Annotated in this window: 12 protein-coding genes and 1 riboswitch; of the genes, 5 read left to right on the top strand and 7 right to left on the bottom strand. The window is 62.5% G+C overall.

Annotation, left to right across the window (positions count from 1 at the left end):
* Positions 1-138 precede the first annotated feature (138 nt).
* The gene (locus J2Z31_RS09445; RefSeq protein WP_209601641.1) at positions 139-2,448 is read left to right on the top strand and encodes a DUF1217 domain-containing protein; all 2,310 of its coding nucleotides are present in this window, start codon (positions 139-141) and stop codon (positions 2,446-2,448) included.
* A gap of 17 nt (positions 2,449-2,465) precedes the next feature.
* Here the strand turns inward: J2Z31_RS09445 and J2Z31_RS09440 are convergent, their stop codons facing one another.
* From J2Z31_RS09440 to J2Z31_RS09430, 3 genes are all read right to left on the bottom strand, one after another.
* Positions 2,466-3,899: an FAD-binding oxidoreductase gene (locus tag J2Z31_RS09440; RefSeq protein ID WP_209601640.1), complete on the bottom strand. Its 1,434-nt coding sequence runs from the start codon at positions 3,897-3,899 to the stop codon at positions 2,466-2,468.
* A gap of 16 nt (positions 3,900-3,915) precedes the next feature.
* A complete protein-coding gene (locus J2Z31_RS09435) occupies positions 3,916-4,890 on the bottom strand; it encodes an L-threonylcarbamoyladenylate synthase (RefSeq protein ID WP_209601639.1) in 975 nt (324 codons plus the stop codon).
* 79 nt (positions 4,891-4,969) lie between these two features.
* Positions 4,970-5,566, bottom strand: coding sequence for a DUF6656 family protein (locus J2Z31_RS09430; RefSeq protein WP_209601638.1), 597 nt, complete (start codon positions 5,564-5,566; stop codon positions 4,970-4,972).
* 307 nt (positions 5,567-5,873) lie between these two features.
* Positions 5,874-6,075: riboswitch (cobalamin riboswitch) on the top strand.
* Between the two features lie 104 nt (positions 6,076-6,179).
* Between J2Z31_RS09430 and J2Z31_RS09425 the strand changes: the two genes are divergently transcribed.
* Together J2Z31_RS09425 and J2Z31_RS09420 are read left to right on the top strand one after the other, a co-directional pair.
* On the top strand, positions 6,180-7,424 hold the full coding sequence (locus J2Z31_RS09425; RefSeq protein WP_209601637.1) for an aromatic ring-hydroxylating oxygenase subunit alpha: 1,245 nt from the start codon (positions 6,180-6,182) through the stop codon (positions 7,422-7,424).
* The gene (locus J2Z31_RS09420; RefSeq protein ID WP_209601636.1) at positions 7,421-8,518 is read left to right on the top strand and encodes a hybrid-cluster NAD(P)-dependent oxidoreductase; all 1,098 of its coding nucleotides are present in this window, start codon (positions 7,421-7,423) and stop codon (positions 8,516-8,518) included. Before J2Z31_RS09425 ends, J2Z31_RS09420 begins: the two co-directional genes overlap by 4 nt.
* A gap of 107 nt (positions 8,519-8,625) precedes the next feature.
* Here the strand turns inward: J2Z31_RS09420 and J2Z31_RS09415 are convergent, their stop codons facing one another.
* Complete coding sequence (locus J2Z31_RS09415) at positions 8,626-9,699, bottom strand: glycoside hydrolase family 25 protein (protein ID WP_209601635.1); 1,074 nt, start codon at positions 9,697-9,699, stop codon at positions 8,626-8,628.
* Between the two features lie 301 nt (positions 9,700-10,000).
* Between J2Z31_RS09415 and J2Z31_RS09410 the strand changes: the two genes are divergently transcribed.
* Together J2Z31_RS09410 and J2Z31_RS09405 are read left to right on the top strand one after the other, a co-directional pair.
* Positions 10,001-11,782: an acyl-CoA dehydrogenase gene (locus J2Z31_RS09410; RefSeq protein ID WP_209601634.1), complete on the top strand. Its 1,782-nt coding sequence runs from the start codon at positions 10,001-10,003 to the stop codon at positions 11,780-11,782.
* A gap of 11 nt (positions 11,783-11,793) precedes the next feature.
* Positions 11,794-12,546: a crotonase/enoyl-CoA hydratase family protein gene (locus tag J2Z31_RS09405; protein WP_209601633.1), complete on the top strand. Its 753-nt coding sequence runs from the start codon at positions 11,794-11,796 to the stop codon at positions 12,544-12,546.
* Between the two features lie 75 nt (positions 12,547-12,621).
* On the opposite strand, the gene J2Z31_RS09400 is transcribed toward J2Z31_RS09405, so the two are convergent.
* The 3 genes from J2Z31_RS09400 to dxs form a co-directional block, all read right to left on the bottom strand.
* Entirely contained in the window at positions 12,622-13,872 is a 1,251-nt protein-coding gene (locus J2Z31_RS09400) for a class I SAM-dependent RNA methyltransferase (protein WP_209601632.1), read from the bottom strand.
* A complete protein-coding gene (locus J2Z31_RS09395; RefSeq protein ID WP_209601631.1) occupies positions 13,869-14,621 on the bottom strand; it encodes a TlyA family RNA methyltransferase in 753 nt (250 codons plus the stop codon). Before J2Z31_RS09395 ends, J2Z31_RS09400 begins: the two co-directional genes overlap by 4 nt.
* Positions 14,622-14,730: 109 nt before the next feature.
* Entirely contained in the window at positions 14,731-16,644 is a 1,914-nt protein-coding gene (gene dxs, locus J2Z31_RS09390; protein ID WP_209602283.1) for a 1-deoxy-D-xylulose-5-phosphate synthase, read from the bottom strand.
* Positions 16,645-16,756 lie beyond the last annotated feature (112 nt).

Genomic DNA, 16,756 nt, shown 5'->3' with positions numbered 1-16,756 from the left:
ATTCCGGCTGATTTTGCACATCAAGGAAGCATGCCGTAGGAAAAGCCCCGCACAAGCGTTCTCAGGCATCTTGAGCCCGTTTGAAGAGGGGATGCCGGCGCCCGCCGGCCGTCCCCGATCCTTATTGGCGGGCGCCGCATGGTTTCGACTTATCTCGACTACAATCTCATCGCGCGTGACATGAAGCTCAGTCTCAAGCGCGTATCGGAACAGACGATCGTCGCCCGCGACTCTCAATATTACGAAGAGAACATCGGCAAAGTGGCTTCTGTCGATGAATTCTTGGACGATTTCCGCCTGTACTCTTACGCGATGACGGCCTTTGGGCTGGGCGAGATGATCGATTCGGTCGCCTTCATGCGCAAGGTGCTTGAAAGCGACCTCTCCGACGAGAACAGTTTCGCCAACAAGCTGACTGACGAGCGCTATCGTGAATTTGCGATGGCCTACAGCTTCGGTGGCGGGACCGCCGTTACGCAGACAGAGGCGCAGCTCGACCAACTCATCGGCCTTTACAACACCGGTATTGCCAATCTCGGGGAGACCCAGAAGGAGGAAACCCGCTATTACAACGTCATGATCGACAAGGTTACCAGCGTCGATCAGCTCCTGAACAACGACCGCCTGCGGGCCTACGTCTTCACCGCTTTCGGCATTGACGAAAGCACCTATTCCCGTCAGACGATCCGCAACATTCTCTCCAGCAATTCCGACGATCCGGACAGCTATGAGAAAACCGTGCTTTCCCCCAGGCTCTCGGAGCTTCAGGCAGCCAAGGCTGACGCACAGGCGAGGCTTCAGGAAAGCGACGTGACTGCCTCCGAGAGGCAGGAACTCCAAGCGAAAATAATCACTTACAATAATTCGATCGCGACGGTCAGCAAATATCTGACGATGGCAGCGGCGTTCGATTTCAATGCGGACGGGACAGTTGCGGCAGGGACGGCGCAGACGGCTGAAAACAAGCAAACCACGAACGAGCTCTACATATCCAGCAGTTCCCGCGTCACGCCGCAGGCGGCTCTTCTCAACAAAGCCTATTTCGAAGCGACGATCGCAAACATCACCACCGTCGATGAACTCGTTGCCGATGCGCGCCTCTATGATTACATCAGGACCGCTTTCGATCTTACCGGTGTCACGATCGTTCCCGCGACGATCAAGAACATTCTGACGAGCGACCCGGATGATCCGGGCAGCTACATAAACACGATCGGCGGTGGCGACGAGAACTACATAGCGCTCGCCAATGCTTTCAAGTTCCAGGAGGACGGGACTCTTGCCGTCGGCGACACGGCCCAGACTGTAGCGCAGACGACACTCACCTCCAATCGCTACATGACGCGCTACAACGACAAGGACGATCTAGCGGATGAGAAGGCGATCAGTGCCTACAAGACCGCGGTCGCCGACCTGACCTCCGTAGACGACTTCGTCGACACCGCTTCGATCTACGATCTCGCATTGAAGGCCGTTGGGCTGGATCCCGACAAGGAAAGTGCGCGTACCATCAAGCGGGTGTTGACCAGCAACCTCGCCGATCCGAGAAGCTTCGTCTACTCTCTCAAGGACGAGCGATACTTGACCCTCGCCCAACTGTTCAACTTTACGACACAGGGTGAAATCGGCGTTCCGGCGCTTGCCCAATCCGAGATGCAAATTCAGGAAACGGCAAAGAGCTACATCGTCAACAAGTCTCGTTTTGGGTCAGAGGACGACAAGACCGCGGCCGAGGAGGAAAGCGATTATTACACAGCCGAGGTGGCGAAGCTTTCCTCTCTCGATGATTTCCTGGCGGATACCCGTCTGGTGAGCTTCGCACTGGAGGCGAACGGCATCGATCCGGATAGCGTGACCGTCGACGTTCTTCGCCAGATATTTACCTCCGATCTTGACGATCCGGAAAGCGTCATCAACCAGCAGGCGAATTCCGCTGCTTATGTCTCGCTGGTGACCTCCTTCAATTTCGACATCGACGGAAATCTGCAGCGCCAGGAGAAGGACGCCATTGTCACCCGACAGGGATTCTATGAGACGCTCGACCAATATCTGCATCAGACGCTGGAGGAGCAGTCGGGCGTGGACAATCCGGGTGTTCGGCTGGCGCTTTATTTCGAGCGAAAGGCGGGCTCGCTGGTCGACGCCTACGACCTGCTGGCCGACGATGCGCTCGCCGAGGTGTTCCGAACCGTCTTCGGCCTGCCCGACGAGTTCAGCTCGATGGACATCGACCAGCAGGCGAAGTTCGTCGACAAGAATCTCGACCTCGAGAAGCTGAGCGACCCGGCTGAATTGAAGAAGCTTCTGGCGCGCTTTGCTGTGCTCTACGATCTGGAGAACAACACGGCGGTCGATCCGATCGTCTCGGTGCTCGCGGGCAGCAGCGGCAGCGTCGGCATCAGCGCCGATACGCTCTTTACCCTGTCACAGCTTCGGACTGGCGGATAAGCACGGGTGCTCCGGATTCAGTCCGGCCGCAATAGCTTTTCCGGATTCATGATCCCGGCCGGGTCGAAGGCATGCTTGACCCGCCGCATCAAGTCGATCTCGATCGGAGCGCGGATCGCCGCGAGTTCATCGCGCTTCAACTGGCCGATGCCGTGCTCGGCCGAGATCGAACCCTCGTGCTTCAATACGATAGCGTGAACGATGGCGTTCATCTCGCGCCAGCGATCGAGAAAAGCGCGGGTGTCGGCGCCGGTCGGCTGTGAGATGTTGTAGTGGATATTGCCGTCGCCCATGTGGCCGAAGGCGCAGATCCGTGCGCCGGGCATTGCCTTCAGGACGGCCGCGTCGGCCTCCGCCATGAAGGCGGGGATGCTCGACACTGGCACGGAGACATCGTGCTTGATCGAGCCGCCCTCGGGCTTCTGCGCCGGAGACATGCTTTCGCGCATGTGCCAGAGCGCTTTGCTTTTCGCTTCGCTCTGGGCGAGGACGGCGTTCTCGATGAGCCCGTCAGTGATGCCCGCTTGGAGCAGGCTTTGCACCATCCGCTCCGCGCTTTCCGGCGAATCCGACGTGGAAATGTCGATCAGTGCATACCACTTATGAACCGTGTCCATCGGGTCGCGCACCCCCGGGATATGCCGCGTGGTGAATTCTATGCCGAGTCTCGGCATCAGCTCGAAACCGGTGAGCGCCGGGCCGCAGAGGTCCGATGCCCGATCGAAGAGCGTGAGCGCATCCTCGACGCTCGCGAGCCCCGCAAAGGCCACTTGATGGCCGCGCGGCTTCGGAAAGAGCTTGAGGACGGCACCGGTGATCACGCCGAGCGTCCCTTCCGCGCCGATGAAGAGGTCGCGCAGATCGTAACCTGTATTGTCTTTCTTGAGCCGTCGCAGACCGTTCCAGATCTCGCCGGTCGGAAGCACGACTTCGAGTCCAAGGCAGAGTTGGCGGATATTGCCGTAGGCGAGCACCGCCGTTCCACCGGCATTGGTCGACAGATTGCCGCCGATCTGCGCCGAACCCTCCGATCCGAGCGAAAGCGGAAACAGCCGGTCGATGGCGTCGGCCGCCCTCTGGATATCCGCGAGGATGCAGCCGGCATCGGCGACGACGACATTGCCGACTGGGTCGATGTCGCGGATCCGGTTCAACCTTTCGAGGGAAAGAACGATATCAGCCTTGCCTTCGCGCGGTACCCCGCCCGCCACATGTCCGGTATTGCCGCCCTGCGGCACGATCGCAGTGCGGGTTTCCGTCGCGAGCCGCATGATCCGGGAGACCTCGCCCACGGAGCCGGGCTTGAGCACGAGCGGCGTGGTGCCGCGATAGAGCCCGCGCGATTCGAGGATGTAAGGCGCTGTGTTTTCTGCGCCGGTCAGTGCGTTGCCGGCGCCGACGATGTCGACAAAGGAGGCGATCAGTTCGGGAGAAGGAATTACGCTCACCATGGCCTTGCCTTGCTGGTCATCCCCTTGGCGCGGCCGCCCGCTGCAGGCGGTCGATGATCGCTTCGCCGAGCCCCCCGCTCGGGACCGGCCCGACAGCGATGGTGGCTGCACCGCTCGCGTCCGCCTTCTTCATATAGTCGAAAAGATTGGCCGCCGCCTCGCGGAGATTGCCTTCCGGGCTCAAGTCGAGCACGACCGCCGCATGGCTCTCGCCGGGAAGCGGTATGTTGCCGAAACGGATGAGGGCTTCCCCCTTTTGCACGTCCACGGCGTTGAGCCTGACAGCTGCCCCCGGTGCGTAGTGCGACACGAGCATGCCGGGCGCTTCGATCGTCGCGCCGGCAGCGTCCGGGCGTTCCACCGGGAGCCCTGTCAGCGCCTCGATCTCTGCTGCGTCGAGACCGCCCGGCCTGAGCAGACGCAGCCTGCCGCTCTCGACCTTGAGGATCGTCGATTCAAGGCCGATCTCGGCAGGGCCAGCATCAAGGATGAGTTTCAATTTCGGCCCGAGATCGTCTTGCACGTGAACTGCGCAGGTCGGGCTGATCTTGCCCGAGGTATTGGCGCTCGGGGCCGCGAGAGGCCGCCCGAAGCGAGCAATCACCCGCCGGGAAAAGCCCTCGGGCATGCGGATGCCGAGCGTGTCGAGGCCTGCGGAGGCCAGCGGATGTACGCGGCTTTCCCGGCGTTGCGGCAGGATCAGCGTCAGCGGACCGGGCCAGAAGGCCTCCGCCAATCGCCGAGAGATGGGGTCGAAGATCACATGGGCCTCTGCCATCGCCATGTCGGAGACATGGCAGATCAGCGGATTGAAACGGGGCCGGCCCTTCATCTCGTAAATGCGGGTGATCGCCGCGGCATTCGTCGCATCGGCCGCAAGCCCGTAGACCGTTTCCGTCGGGATCGCGACCGGCTCGCCCGTGGCAAGGACGGCGCAGGCGCTCTCAATCGCCCGGTCCGGTTCGATGCGCGTGTCGATGATTTCGGCCATCCGTCTTCCTTTCCGTCAGTTTCATTAACGGACAGGCGGGGAAAACAGAACGATTTTCTTTGCGGGCCGTCTATGGCCTTCAGAGAGCGCGAATGATCCTGCGCAGCGCTTCGTCGCGCGCGCCAAGCATCAGCACGTTCTTGAGCGCCACTTTCGGGTCCTGTGTGCGGAAGATCAGGCCATTGCCCCTGACGTTGCGATTGATGACCATTCGCCCTTCTCCGGCGTCAGGCTCGATGGCGACGGCGAAATACATACGTGAATAACCGGTCTGGATCCGATCGAAAAAGTGCGTTTCGTCGCCGAATTCGGAAAAGAAGTTGGCGAAGTAGAAGGACCAGGTGACCTCGGACGATCGAGCGAGCCGTGTCGTCGCGGCGGTAACGTGGCAATAGCCGAGATGCGGGCTCGCGGCGAGCGTCCGATGGAAGATCATCTTCGGGAACTTGATCGAAGTATGAAAGCTGTTGATCCGCTTGTGGGTCGCTTCGCCCGCGGCAACGAGCCGGCGGCCGGTTTTCTCCGCCACCTCTTCATAGCTCAGATACCGCCGCTGCTCGGGCGTGTTGCGGCGCCGGTCGATGCGGCCGGTACGAAGAAATTCCGTGTGCGCCACGACCTTCGGCAACGGCTCCGGAGCCTTCTCGGAGGCGTCGTAATATCTGAGCTTTGCCATCGACCCCTGCGCGCCTTCGCAAAGAATGGGTTGAACCTTGGTGGACGCTAAATCATTAGGGTTAACAGAGCGTTCTTCATGCCTCTGGCGATCGACCCGCTTGCCGAATGCGTCGCAATCTGGATGCTCGTTTTCGCAGTGGAGACGGCGCTATGCAGAAAATCATCCAATGGCTGCACAGATCAACTAACGCTTTGTTTATTATGAAAAATAAGACGTAGTCTCCGTACCGGTGCGCGGTGCAATCGCTGTCGTCTTTCCGGAATGGAATGTCGTATATCGGCACTTGCGCGGACCTCCTGACCGATTAGATGGAGACACTCGAGGTGCCGCCTTCGCAACGGCGGAGAATTGGAAAGCCGGTCAGATCCCGGCGCTGCCCCCGCAACGGTGGTGGAGTGAAGCCGCGGCAAAGGCCACTGGACGTGAAATGTCCGGGAAGGCGCCGGGGCGGGCCCTTTACGGGACGGCTCCAGAGCCCGGAAACCAGCCTCGAGCACATCGACCGTAATGGGTTGCGGCGGGCAGCCGGACGGAGCCACAGGCCGTAGGCATATTGCCGCGGGCGGCTTCTGTCCTGCCTATCCGAAGCATGGCGAACGAGGACATGGGCATGGACATTCAGAGTGAAATGCTGCGCAAGCTGGAGACCCGTCGCGAGGGCTACAGCCTCGACCGGGACTTCTATATCGATACCGACTACTATCGCCAGGACCTGGAGCACATCTGGTACAAGGACTGGCTCTTCATCGGCCACGATTGCGAAATCCCGCGGGCCGGCAATTATTTCACGGTCCAGGTCGGTGATTATCCGATCGTCATCGTTCGCGACCGCCAGGGTACGATCCGGGCGCTGCACAATTCTTGCCGCCATCGCGGTTCGCGCGTCTGCACGCAGCACAAGGGGTCGTCGGCCAAGCTCGTCTGTCCCTACCATCAATGGACCTATGAGCTCGATGGCAGTCTGCTTTTCGCGCGGCAGATGCCCGAGGGCTTCGATCGTGCGCAGCACGGCCTGAAGCCGGTGCATTGTGAGACGGTCGGTGGTTACATCTTCATCAGTCTTGCCGACGTACCGGTGGCTTTCCAGCCGTTTCGCGACATGGTTTCCGGTTATCTCGCGCCTCATCGTCTCGGCGAGACCAAGGTCGCCTTCGAGAGCACGATCGTCGAGAAGGGCAACTGGAAGCTCGTATGGGAGAACAACCGCGAGTGCTATCATTGCGCGGCGAACCATCCCGAACTCTGCCGCACCTATCCCGAAGCGCCGACGGTGACCGGGGTTCATGGGGCGATGAACGACCCCGAGATCGGTGCGCATTGGGCAAAATGCGAGGCGGCGGGCCTGCCGAGCGCCTTCAGGATCGGATCCACCGGACAGTTCCGTATGACCCGCATGCCGCTGATCGATGGTGCGGAGAGCTACACCATGTCCGGTCAGAATGCCGTGCGCAAACCGCTTTCGGCCGACGCGGCGACAAGCGGCATCGGCACATTGCTTCTCTTCCACTATCCGACGACGTGGAACCACATTCTCGGCGACCATGCGATCACTTTCCGCGTGCTGCCGCTCGGCCCCGAAACGACGCAGGTTACGACCAAGTGGCTTGTCAACAAGGACGCGGTGGAAGGCGTCGACTACACGCTCGAAGAACTCACCCATGTCTGGACCGAGACCAACGATCAGGACCGGCAGATCGTAGAGGAGAACGCCTTCGGCATTCGCTCGCCGGCTTACCAGCCGGGGCCCTATTCGGTCGAGCACGAGGGCGGCGTAATGCAATTCGTCGACTGGTATTCGCGCTATATGCTGGAGCGCCTGAAGCGCGAGGCAGCGCCTCTTTCGCGGGTGGCATGATCATGGAAATGCCCCGTTCCTTCCATCATTTCGACGAGCTCAATCCCTGGATCGACCGCCAGCACATGCTTGAATGCATATCGGTGGTCGCCGAAACCGCGGATGTGATGACCTTCACCTTCCGCTCCGACAAGCCGGCATGGTTCCGTTACCTACCCGGGCAGTTCGTGACGCTCGAATTGCCAGTCGGGGAGGAGGCGGTGATGCGCACCTATACGCTTTCGTCCTCTCCGTCGCGTCCGCTCTCCGTCTCGATCACTGCCAAGGCGCAACAGGACAGCATCGGCACGCGCTGGATGTTTGCCAATCTGAGGCCCGGCATGGTGCTGAAGGCCCTTGGCCCGCTCGGTGATTTCAGCTTCGTCCGCCATCCCGGTGAGAAATATCTTTTCATTTCCGCCGGGTCGGGCATCACGCCGATGATGTCGATGACGCGCTGGATGGCGGATTGCGCGCCGGACACGGATGTCACCTTCATTTCCTGCGCGCGGCGCCCGGAGGATCTGCTGTTCAAGCCGGAGCTGGAAGCCTTCGCAAGGCAGATGCCGCGTCTCAATCTCGGCTTCCTGGTGGAAGGGCACGATGCGCGCCATGGCTGGCACGGGCTGCGCGGCCGCATCGACGCCACGAAGCTGCCACTGCTGGCACCGGATTTCCTGGAACGAACGGTCTTCTGCTGCGGTCCCGAGCCCTTCATGCGCGGGGTCCGGGAGATGCTCCAGGCTGTCGGATTCGACATGGCCCGTTACCATCAGGAGAGCTTCCAACCGGGCGCAGCCCCCGCTGCCGAAGAGCTTGCCATCCGCGCCGGCGCGACCGGTTCGGAAGCGGGAACGGCGAAGGTGACCTTCACCATGAGCGGCAAGGAGGTGGCAGCGGTGCCGGGCAAGACGATCCTGCAGACGGCGCGCGCCAATGGGGTCAGGATCGGTGCAGCCTGCGAAGGCGGCATCTGCGGCACCTGCCGGGTGTTGAAGATCGCCGGCGATGTGGAGATGATCCACAATGGCGGCATTCTCGACGACGAGATCGACGAGGGTTACATCCTCGCCTGCTGCTCACGGCCGCTCGGCGACGTTCAGATCGAGGCGTAGCCGAGCCAGCCGACCTGTTTGGATTCTACAGCGCCGCGCGGCGCTGTAGGTCTTTGAACCTGCGAGGCGTGCTTACCGAGAATCGGGCCCGATTTCTGGTTGATGCGCTAGCGCCGCTCGGTCCGATAGGGCAGCCGCGCCTCCGCCGCCTTTATGTCAATCGTGCTGGTGACCGTCGTATCCACGGCCCCGTCGACGCCAGTTCCCGAGCCGCTCTCGGCCTCAGCTTCGCTGATCAGCAAAGGTTGCGACAGCGTCGTGGCGGTCTCGGCACTGGCTGCCGGCGCCATGCCCACCCCCGCCGAGGCGATGACGGTCAGGACCGGCGGCTTTTCAGGCAGAAGGGCCCCATGGGGCCAGATCTGCTTCAATGTGGCGGCGCTCATCGCCGCGACATTGACGTCGATGTCTTCGAGCGTGCCGGGTACGCGGTAAGGGCAGCGCTTCTTGCCGCAATTGTGATCCGAGGAGAATTGCCAGAGAGCGTAGCTCTCCCAATTTCCCATCGGAAAGACCTTTCGGATGTCTGGCTTGTATCGCGCATACCAGAGCGGCAGACGGGAAAGCAGCCGATGCTTGAAGCGGTTGTCGGCAATGTGTTTCGCCGTTACGTGATTGGTGTAGAGGATGGGATAGCGCCCTGTGCGGGCCTTGATGTGCCCCGCGAAGATCGCCGCGTCCTCGAGCGACATGTAGTTTTCCGGATCGATTCCCTCAATGTCGAGGACCATCAATTCGTCGTCCCGGGGGCTGGCGTAATCGAGGAAGTGATTGGCCTGATCGACGGGATTGCCGGGCCGCGCCAAGTGATAGGCACCCCAGAGCAGCCCATGGGAGCGGGCGATCATGCGGCGCGTCTGGTAAAGTTCCCGGCTCACCGCATATTTGCGCCACATCGTCTTGCAATGCGCGACCGTGTCGCCGCCGTGATCGCCGGTGCAGGTGAAGCTTTCCGGCAGCCCATCCGAGGCCTTGGCGATGAAACCTGCGATGCGCTTGTCCTTCAGCATCGCTTCCCATTCGATGCTGTTCAATTCGTATGCATCAACGATTATGGCGTTCTGCTGATTTTTCCATGGTTCGAGATCGCCGGCGCGTGCGCTCGCCGCCGCGAAGGTCAGGCCCATCAAGGCCGCCAGGCGCAAGATCATCCCCGAAATCGAGAGTCCCCGCTTTTCCATTTTCTGAGATTGCCGCCTTAGGGTTAAAAGGTCGTAAATCCCAGCCCCGGCGGCATCCTGCGCGAGACTGCCGCGTCTGTACACTGCCCTGTGGAGGTAATCATATGCCCTGCTCGGCTCATGATTGTGTGAAGTGGCTCCGGCCGCGCTTCCAGGTAAAGGGCTACAGGGTCCCATGATAAAGCCAGTCCGATCATGCATGGCCCGCACATGCGAAGTTGACGTTTACGTAAAAATCAATAGTCTCGGTTGAGAAGCGAGCGAGGCAGGCTTGGCCTGCGGCCGCGCGAGGAGGAGCATCATGTACAAGGCACCGGTTGAAGAGATCGCGTTCACACTGAAGCATGTGGCCGGGCTAAACGACGTTCTGAATTTGGGAACGTTCGGCGAACTCGGCGAGGATCTCGTCGACGCGATCCTCTCGGAAGCCGGCCGCTTTGCGACCGAGGAGGTGGCGCCGCTCGGTGAGGTCGGCGACAGGCAGGGATCGCGCCTCGTCAATGGATCGGTCAAGACTCCCGATGGATGGCCCGATCTCTATCGTGGCTGGATCGCCGGCGGTTGGAACGGGCTGACGGCGCCGGAGGCCTTCGGTGGTCAAAACCTGCCACACATGCTGCACGTGGCCGCCATGGAGATGTGGAACAGCGGCTCGATGGCCTTTGCGCTTGGGCCCACGCTGACGATGGGCGCCGTCGAGGCGCTGGAGAAGCACGGCACGGACGAATTGAAGGCGGCCTTCCTGCCGAAGATGGTTTCAGGCGAGTGGATGGGCACGATGAACCTCACCGAGCCGCATGCGGGCTCGGACCTGGGCGCGCTCAAGACCCGCGCTGAGCGCCGCGCGGATGGCACCTACCGCATCTACGGCCAGAAGATTTTCATCACCTGGGGTGAGCACGATTTCACCGACAATATCGTCCATCTCGTGCTGGCGCGCTTGCCGGATGCGCCGCCCGGCACCAAAGGCATTTCGCTCTTCCTCGTGCCGAAATTCCTCGTCAATGAAGATGGCTCGCTCGGCGCCCGCAACGACCTTTTCTGCCATGGACTCGAGCACAAGCTCGGCATTCACGGTTCGCCCACTTGCACGATGATCTATGGCGACGGGAAGTTTGGCGAGGAAAGGGGCGCGATCGGCTACCTCGTCGGCGAGCAAAACCGCGGGCTCGCCTGCATGTTCACGATGATGAACAACGCCCGGCTTGCGGTCGGGATGCAGGGCGTCGCGATCGCCGAGGCCGCGACGCAGAAGGCGATCGCATACGCCAGGGAACGCACCCAGGGGCTGGCGCCGGGCTGGAGCGGCGATGGCATGAGCCCGATCATCGAGCACCCGGATGTCGCCCGTATGCTGCTGACGATGAGGGCATTGACGCAAGGGGCGCGTGCCATCGCCTATGCCTGCGCCCATGCGGTGGACATGACGCATGCCGCGAAGGGGGACGAGGCGCGACACTGGCAAGAGCGATCGAGCTTGTTGACGCCGATCGCCAAGTCCTTTGCGACCGATGTCGGCGTAGACGTCGCCTCTATGGGTATCCAGGTGCATGGTGGCATGGGCTTCATCGAGGAGACCGGAGCCGCCCGTTATCTGCGCGACGCGCGTATCGCGCCCATCTATGAAGGCACCAACGGCATTCAGGCGATCGACCTCGTCACCCGCAAGCTGCCACTTTCCCGCGGTGCCCAGGTCCACGGCTTCATCGACGAGCTCCGGCAGGTCGCGACTGCTGTCCGGGCCTCGAACAATGAAGGGTTTGGCCAGACTGCCGCATGTCTCGACGCGGCCATCGCCGCCCTCGGGGAGGCGACCGACTGGTTGCAGACGGCTCTTGGCGACGGCAGGCAAGTCGATGCGCTCGCCGGCGCCACGGCCTACCAGCGCCTCTTTGGTCTCACGCTGACCGGCGTCTACCTCGCCAAGGGTGCCCTCGCGGATACGGGCGACGGAAAGCAGCTGTCGCGCATTGCACTGTGCCGCTTCGCCGCGGAAAACCTGCTTGCGGAAACGGCGGCGCTCAGGGACAGCGTCGTTAACGGAGCGGCCAGCCTCGCGGCGGCGCGCGCCATTCTCGGCTGAAAGGGCTGCCAATGACCAACCACGTCCTCGTCGAACGCCCGGAAGCCTGTCCTGGCGTCCAGGTCATCCGCTTCAACCGGCCGGAAAAGAAGAACGCCATCACGCGCGATATGTACGCGAAAATGACGACTGCGCTAACCGTCGCGCAAGCGGATCCGGCGATCCGGGTCACGGCGTTCCTGGGAACGGAAGGCTGTTTCTCTGCCGGCAATGACATGTCGGATTTCCTGGCCGTAGCCATGGGCGGGAGCATGGGGCGGGAGGTGCTGGATTTTCTTCGGGCACTTGCAAGTGCGAGTAAGCCGATCGTCTCCGGCGTCGATGGCCTGGCGATTGGGATCGGCACGACAATTCATCTCCACTGCGATCTGACCGTCGCTTCCGCCCGATCAGTCTTCAAAACGCCCTTCGTCGACCTCGCACTTGTTCCGGAAGCGGCCTCGAGCCTGATCGCGCCGCGCCTCATGGGGCACCAGCGTGCCTTTGCTCTCCTTGCCGCAGGCGAGCCGCTGGAAGCGCCGGACGCGCTGTCGGCCGGACTCATCTGGAAGATTGTCGATGAGGGTAAAGTCGAGGAGGAGACGCTGTCGCTCGCAACGCGCCTTGCCGGGAAGCCGCCGGAGGCGTTGCGCATCGCCCGAGACCTCATCCGCGGCGACCACAGGGACATCCTCGCCCGCATCGAGGAGGAAGCTGAGCACTTTGCCGCTCGGCTGAAGAGCGCCGAAGCACGCGCCGCCTTCGAGGCCTTCATGCGTCGCTGATCGTGATGCTTGATTTGGTAGTCGATCAGACCACCGCTGTGCGAACTCAATGGACTAGGTGGAACTGTTCGCCTCTCATCCTTTTTCCAACGTCGCCACCGTCTCGACATGCGCCGACCAGAGGAACTGATCGATCGGTGTCACCGACGTGATGCGGTATCCGGATGCGACGAGAATCGAGAGGTCCCTGGCAAGCGTCGTCGGATTGCAGGAGACCGCCGCTATCTTCTTCACGCCGGAGCGGGCAAGTTCATGGCACTGCGCCTCCGCACCCGCGCGCGGCGGGTCGAAGACGACGGCGTCGAAGACCTTGAGCTCCTGTGCCATCATGGGCCGGCGGAAGAGGTCGCGCTTTTCGACGGTCACCGGCTTCAACCCTTGCGTGTTGCGCGCGGCGAAATCGAGCGCCTTCAATGCCTTGTCCTCGCCTTCGACGGCATGGACCCGTGCGATGCGCGCCACCCGGAGCGCAAAGGTGCCGATACCGGCGAAGAGGTCGGCGACGCGCTTCGCCTTGCCGACATGGTCGATGACGAGCTTGGCCATCGCCTCCTCGGCCGGGCGCGTCGCCTGCATGAAGGCGCCGGGCGGCGGCGAGACGGCGACGCCGCCGAAATCGATGACGGGTTTGACAGGCTCGATGACGATTTCGCTGTTGAGGCTGACGCGGGCGATGCCCCGCTCGCCGAGAACCGCCTCGACGGTCGAGCGACGCTGCCGGTCGCTCAGCTTAAGTCCCTCGAAGGCGAGATCGAGGCCGGTCTCCGTTTCGAGCACGGTGATGCGGAACGGATCGGAAGTCGAAGCCATCGCCGCGGCTATCTTGCGGATAATGGCGAGCCGCGAGACGATGCCGGGGCTGGCGATCGGACACTCCTCGATCGTCACGATATGGTGGCTGGCAGCCTGGTTATAGCCGAGCAGCAGTCCCTTTTCCGTGAGCCGGGCGGTGAACACGACGCGGCGGCGCTCGCCCGGATGGGCGATCACCAACGGTGCGACCTCGGGCGTCAGCCCTTTTGATTTCAAGGCGTCGATGACGAGATTGTGCTTGAAGGCGTGATAGAGCGCGTCGGATGCGTGCTGCAGGCTGCAGCCGCCGCAGGTGCCGTTCAATCCGTCCGGTCCGAAATGACGACACTTCGGCTCGACGCGCTCCAAAGAAGCCTCTCTCAGCGAGATCAGCGTGCCGTGGTTCTTGTTGACGGCAAGCGCCACAGTTTCTCCTGGCAGGGCGAAGGGGGCGTAGAGGGGGCCGGTATCGGTCTGCGCGATACCGTCGCCCTGCGCGCCAAGGCGACTGATCCTCACGATCTCGGTGCTCATGACTTCCGCCCCGCGAGAAGAAACTCCTTGTTGCCGTCGCCACCGGAAATGGGCGAGGGGACGAGGCCAAGGCTCTGCCAGCCCATGTCCTCGACAAGCCAACGCTGCAGGTCGGCCGCGACTGCCGGGGCGCTCTCCGGATCCTTGAGCAACCCCGCCTTGCTGATGGCGTCGCGCCCCGCTTCGAATTGCGGCTTGACGAGCAGGATGCACTGCGCGCCGGGTTCGGCGATCGAGAGCGCCGGCGGCAGCGCCAGCTTCAGGGAAATGAAAGAGACGTCGGAAACGACGAAAGTAACCACGCGGTTGCCAATGTCGTCCGCCGTCATTGCCCGGGCGTTCAAGCCCTCGATATTGGTGACGCGCGGATCGCCGGCGATGCGCGGATGCATCTGTCCATGGCCGACGTCGACGGCAACCACATGGGTGGCCCCGCGCTCGAGCAAGACCTCGGTAAAGCCGCCGGTCGAGGCGCCGATATCGAGGCAGACCTGCCCTGCCGGATCGAAGCCGAAATGGTCGAGTGCGGCGACGAGCTTCAGCGCCGCGCGTGAGACATAGGCTTGCGCCGGATCGTCGATGGTGATCACCACATCTTCGGCAAAGGCGGCGGCGGGCTTGGTCACGGGACGGCCGTCGACTTTCACGGTGCCTCGCTGGATGGCATCGCGGGCGCGGGCGCGGCTCGCCACAAGCCCCTTGCTCAGGAGCAATTGGTCGAGGCGCATCATTTGTGTTTCGTTGGACATGGGTCGTCATCGCGCGTCGGGCGACGCAATGCAAGGGGTGCTGCAAGGTATGAGGGCGGCAGCCGAATACCCCCTCTGGCCTGCCAGCGATCTTTTAGAAGGGCACTTCTCAGCCGGCCGCGCCGAAACCGACCGAGTGCTTCTGGCCGAGCGCCTTGAACACCGTCGAGACGATGCCGGCGCTATCGAGGCCGGCGCGGGCATACATCGCCTCGGGTTTCGCCTGTTCCATCCAGATGTCCGGAATCACCATCGGACGCACCCGAAGACCGCCGTCGAGCAGGCCCTCTTCCGCAAGGAAATGCAAGACATGGCTGGCGAAGCCGCCGATTGCGCCCTCCTCAATGGTGATCAGGACCTCGTGGTGGCGCGCGAGCTGGCGGATCAGGTCCTGATCGAGCGGCTTGGCGAAACGCGCGTCGGCGACCGTTGTCGAGAGACCCGCGGCGTCGAGATCCTCTGCAGCCACCAGACAGTCGGCAAGCCGCGTGCCGAAGGAGAGCAGCGCAACCTTCGTGCCCTCCTTGATGATGCGGCCCTTGCCGATCGGCAAGATCTCGCCCCGTTCAGGCAATTCGACACCGACGCCTTCGCCGCGTGGATAGCGGAAGGAAATCGGGCCTTCATCATAGGCCGCGGCGGTGCGCACCATATGCTTCAACTCCGCCTCGTCGGCCGCCGCCATCACCACGAAGCCCGGCAGAGAGGCGAGATAGGTGGTATCGAAGGAACCGGCATGGGTGGGTCCGTCGGCGCCGACGAAGCCGGCGCGGTCGATCGGGAAACGCACCGGCAGGCCCTGGATTGCCACGTCGTGCACAACCTGGTCGTAGGCGCGCTGCAGGAAGGTGGAATAGAGCGCCGCAAAAGGCTTGTAGCCCTCCGCCGCCAGACCGGCGGCGAAGGTCACCGCGTGCTGCTCGGCGATGCCGACATCGAAGCAGCGCGAGGGGTGCACGGCCGCGAACCGGTCGAGCCCGGTACCGGACGGCATGGCGGCGGTGATCGCCACGATTTTGTCGTCGAGGCTCGCCTCCTGGACGAGCGCCTCTGCGAAGACCGAGGTGTAGGCGGGCGCATTCGGCTTCGCCTTGGCCTGCGCACCGGTAATGACGTCGAACTTGTTGACGCCGTGATACTTGTCGACGGCCGCCTCCGCTGGCGGGTACCCCTTGCCCTTCTGGGTCACGACATGGATCAGCACCGGCCCGCGGCCATTGTCGCGAACGTTGCGAAGCACCGGCAGCAGGTGGTCGAAGGAGTGACCGTCGATCGGTCCGATATGGTAGAAGCCCATCTCCTCGAACAGCGTGCCGCCGGTGACGTAGCCGCGCGCATGCTCCACGGCACGGGTGATCGCCCGGTCGACCGTCTTGCCGAGATAGGCCGTCAGCTTCTTGCCAACCTCGCGGATGCCCATATAGGTGCGCCCCGAGGCAAGTCGCGCGAGATAGGCGCTCATGGCGCCGGTCGGCGGCGCGATCGACATGTCGTTGTCGTTGAGGATGACGATCAGGCGGGCGTCGAGGGCTCCGGCATTGTTGAGCGCCTCATAGGCCATACCGGCCGACATCGCGCCATCGCCAATCACGGCGATGACGTTGCGGCTCTTGCCGTCGAGGTCGGCTGCAACTGCCATGCCGAGCCCGGCTGAAATCGAGGTCGAGGAATGCGCGGCACCGAAGGGATCGTATTCGCTTTCGGCGCGCCGGGTGAAGCCGGAAAGCCCGCCTTCCTGGCGTAGCGTGCGGATCCGATCGCGCCGCCCAGTCAGGATCTTGTGCGGATAGCACTGATGGCCGACGTCGAAGATCAGCCGATCGTTCGGCGTGTCGAAGACCTTGTGGATGGCGATCGTCAGTTCGACGACGCCGAGGCCGGCGCCGAGATGGCCGCCGGTGCGCGACACCGCGTCGATCATTTCCGCGCGCACTTCGCTTGCCAGTTGCGGCAGATCCCGGTCGTCGACCTTTTTTAGATCGTCGGGGACATTGACCTTGTCGAGCAAGGGTGTCGCCGGCATCGGATTGGTTGGCAATTGTGTCACGCTGCGTGCCTCATGCGCGCCGGAAGGTGCGCCAATGTTGATGTTTTCCGTCAGACGGTTCTTAGATGCAATCGCCGTTGAATGCAAA

The sequence above is a fragment of the Sinorhizobium kostiense genome, assembly GCF_017874595.1.
Lineage (GTDB): Bacteria > Pseudomonadota > Alphaproteobacteria > Rhizobiales > Rhizobiaceae > Sinorhizobium > Sinorhizobium kostiense.
The sequence above is the reverse complement of the archived record's forward strand: the minus strand, read 5'-3'. Positions and strand labels throughout refer to the sequence as shown.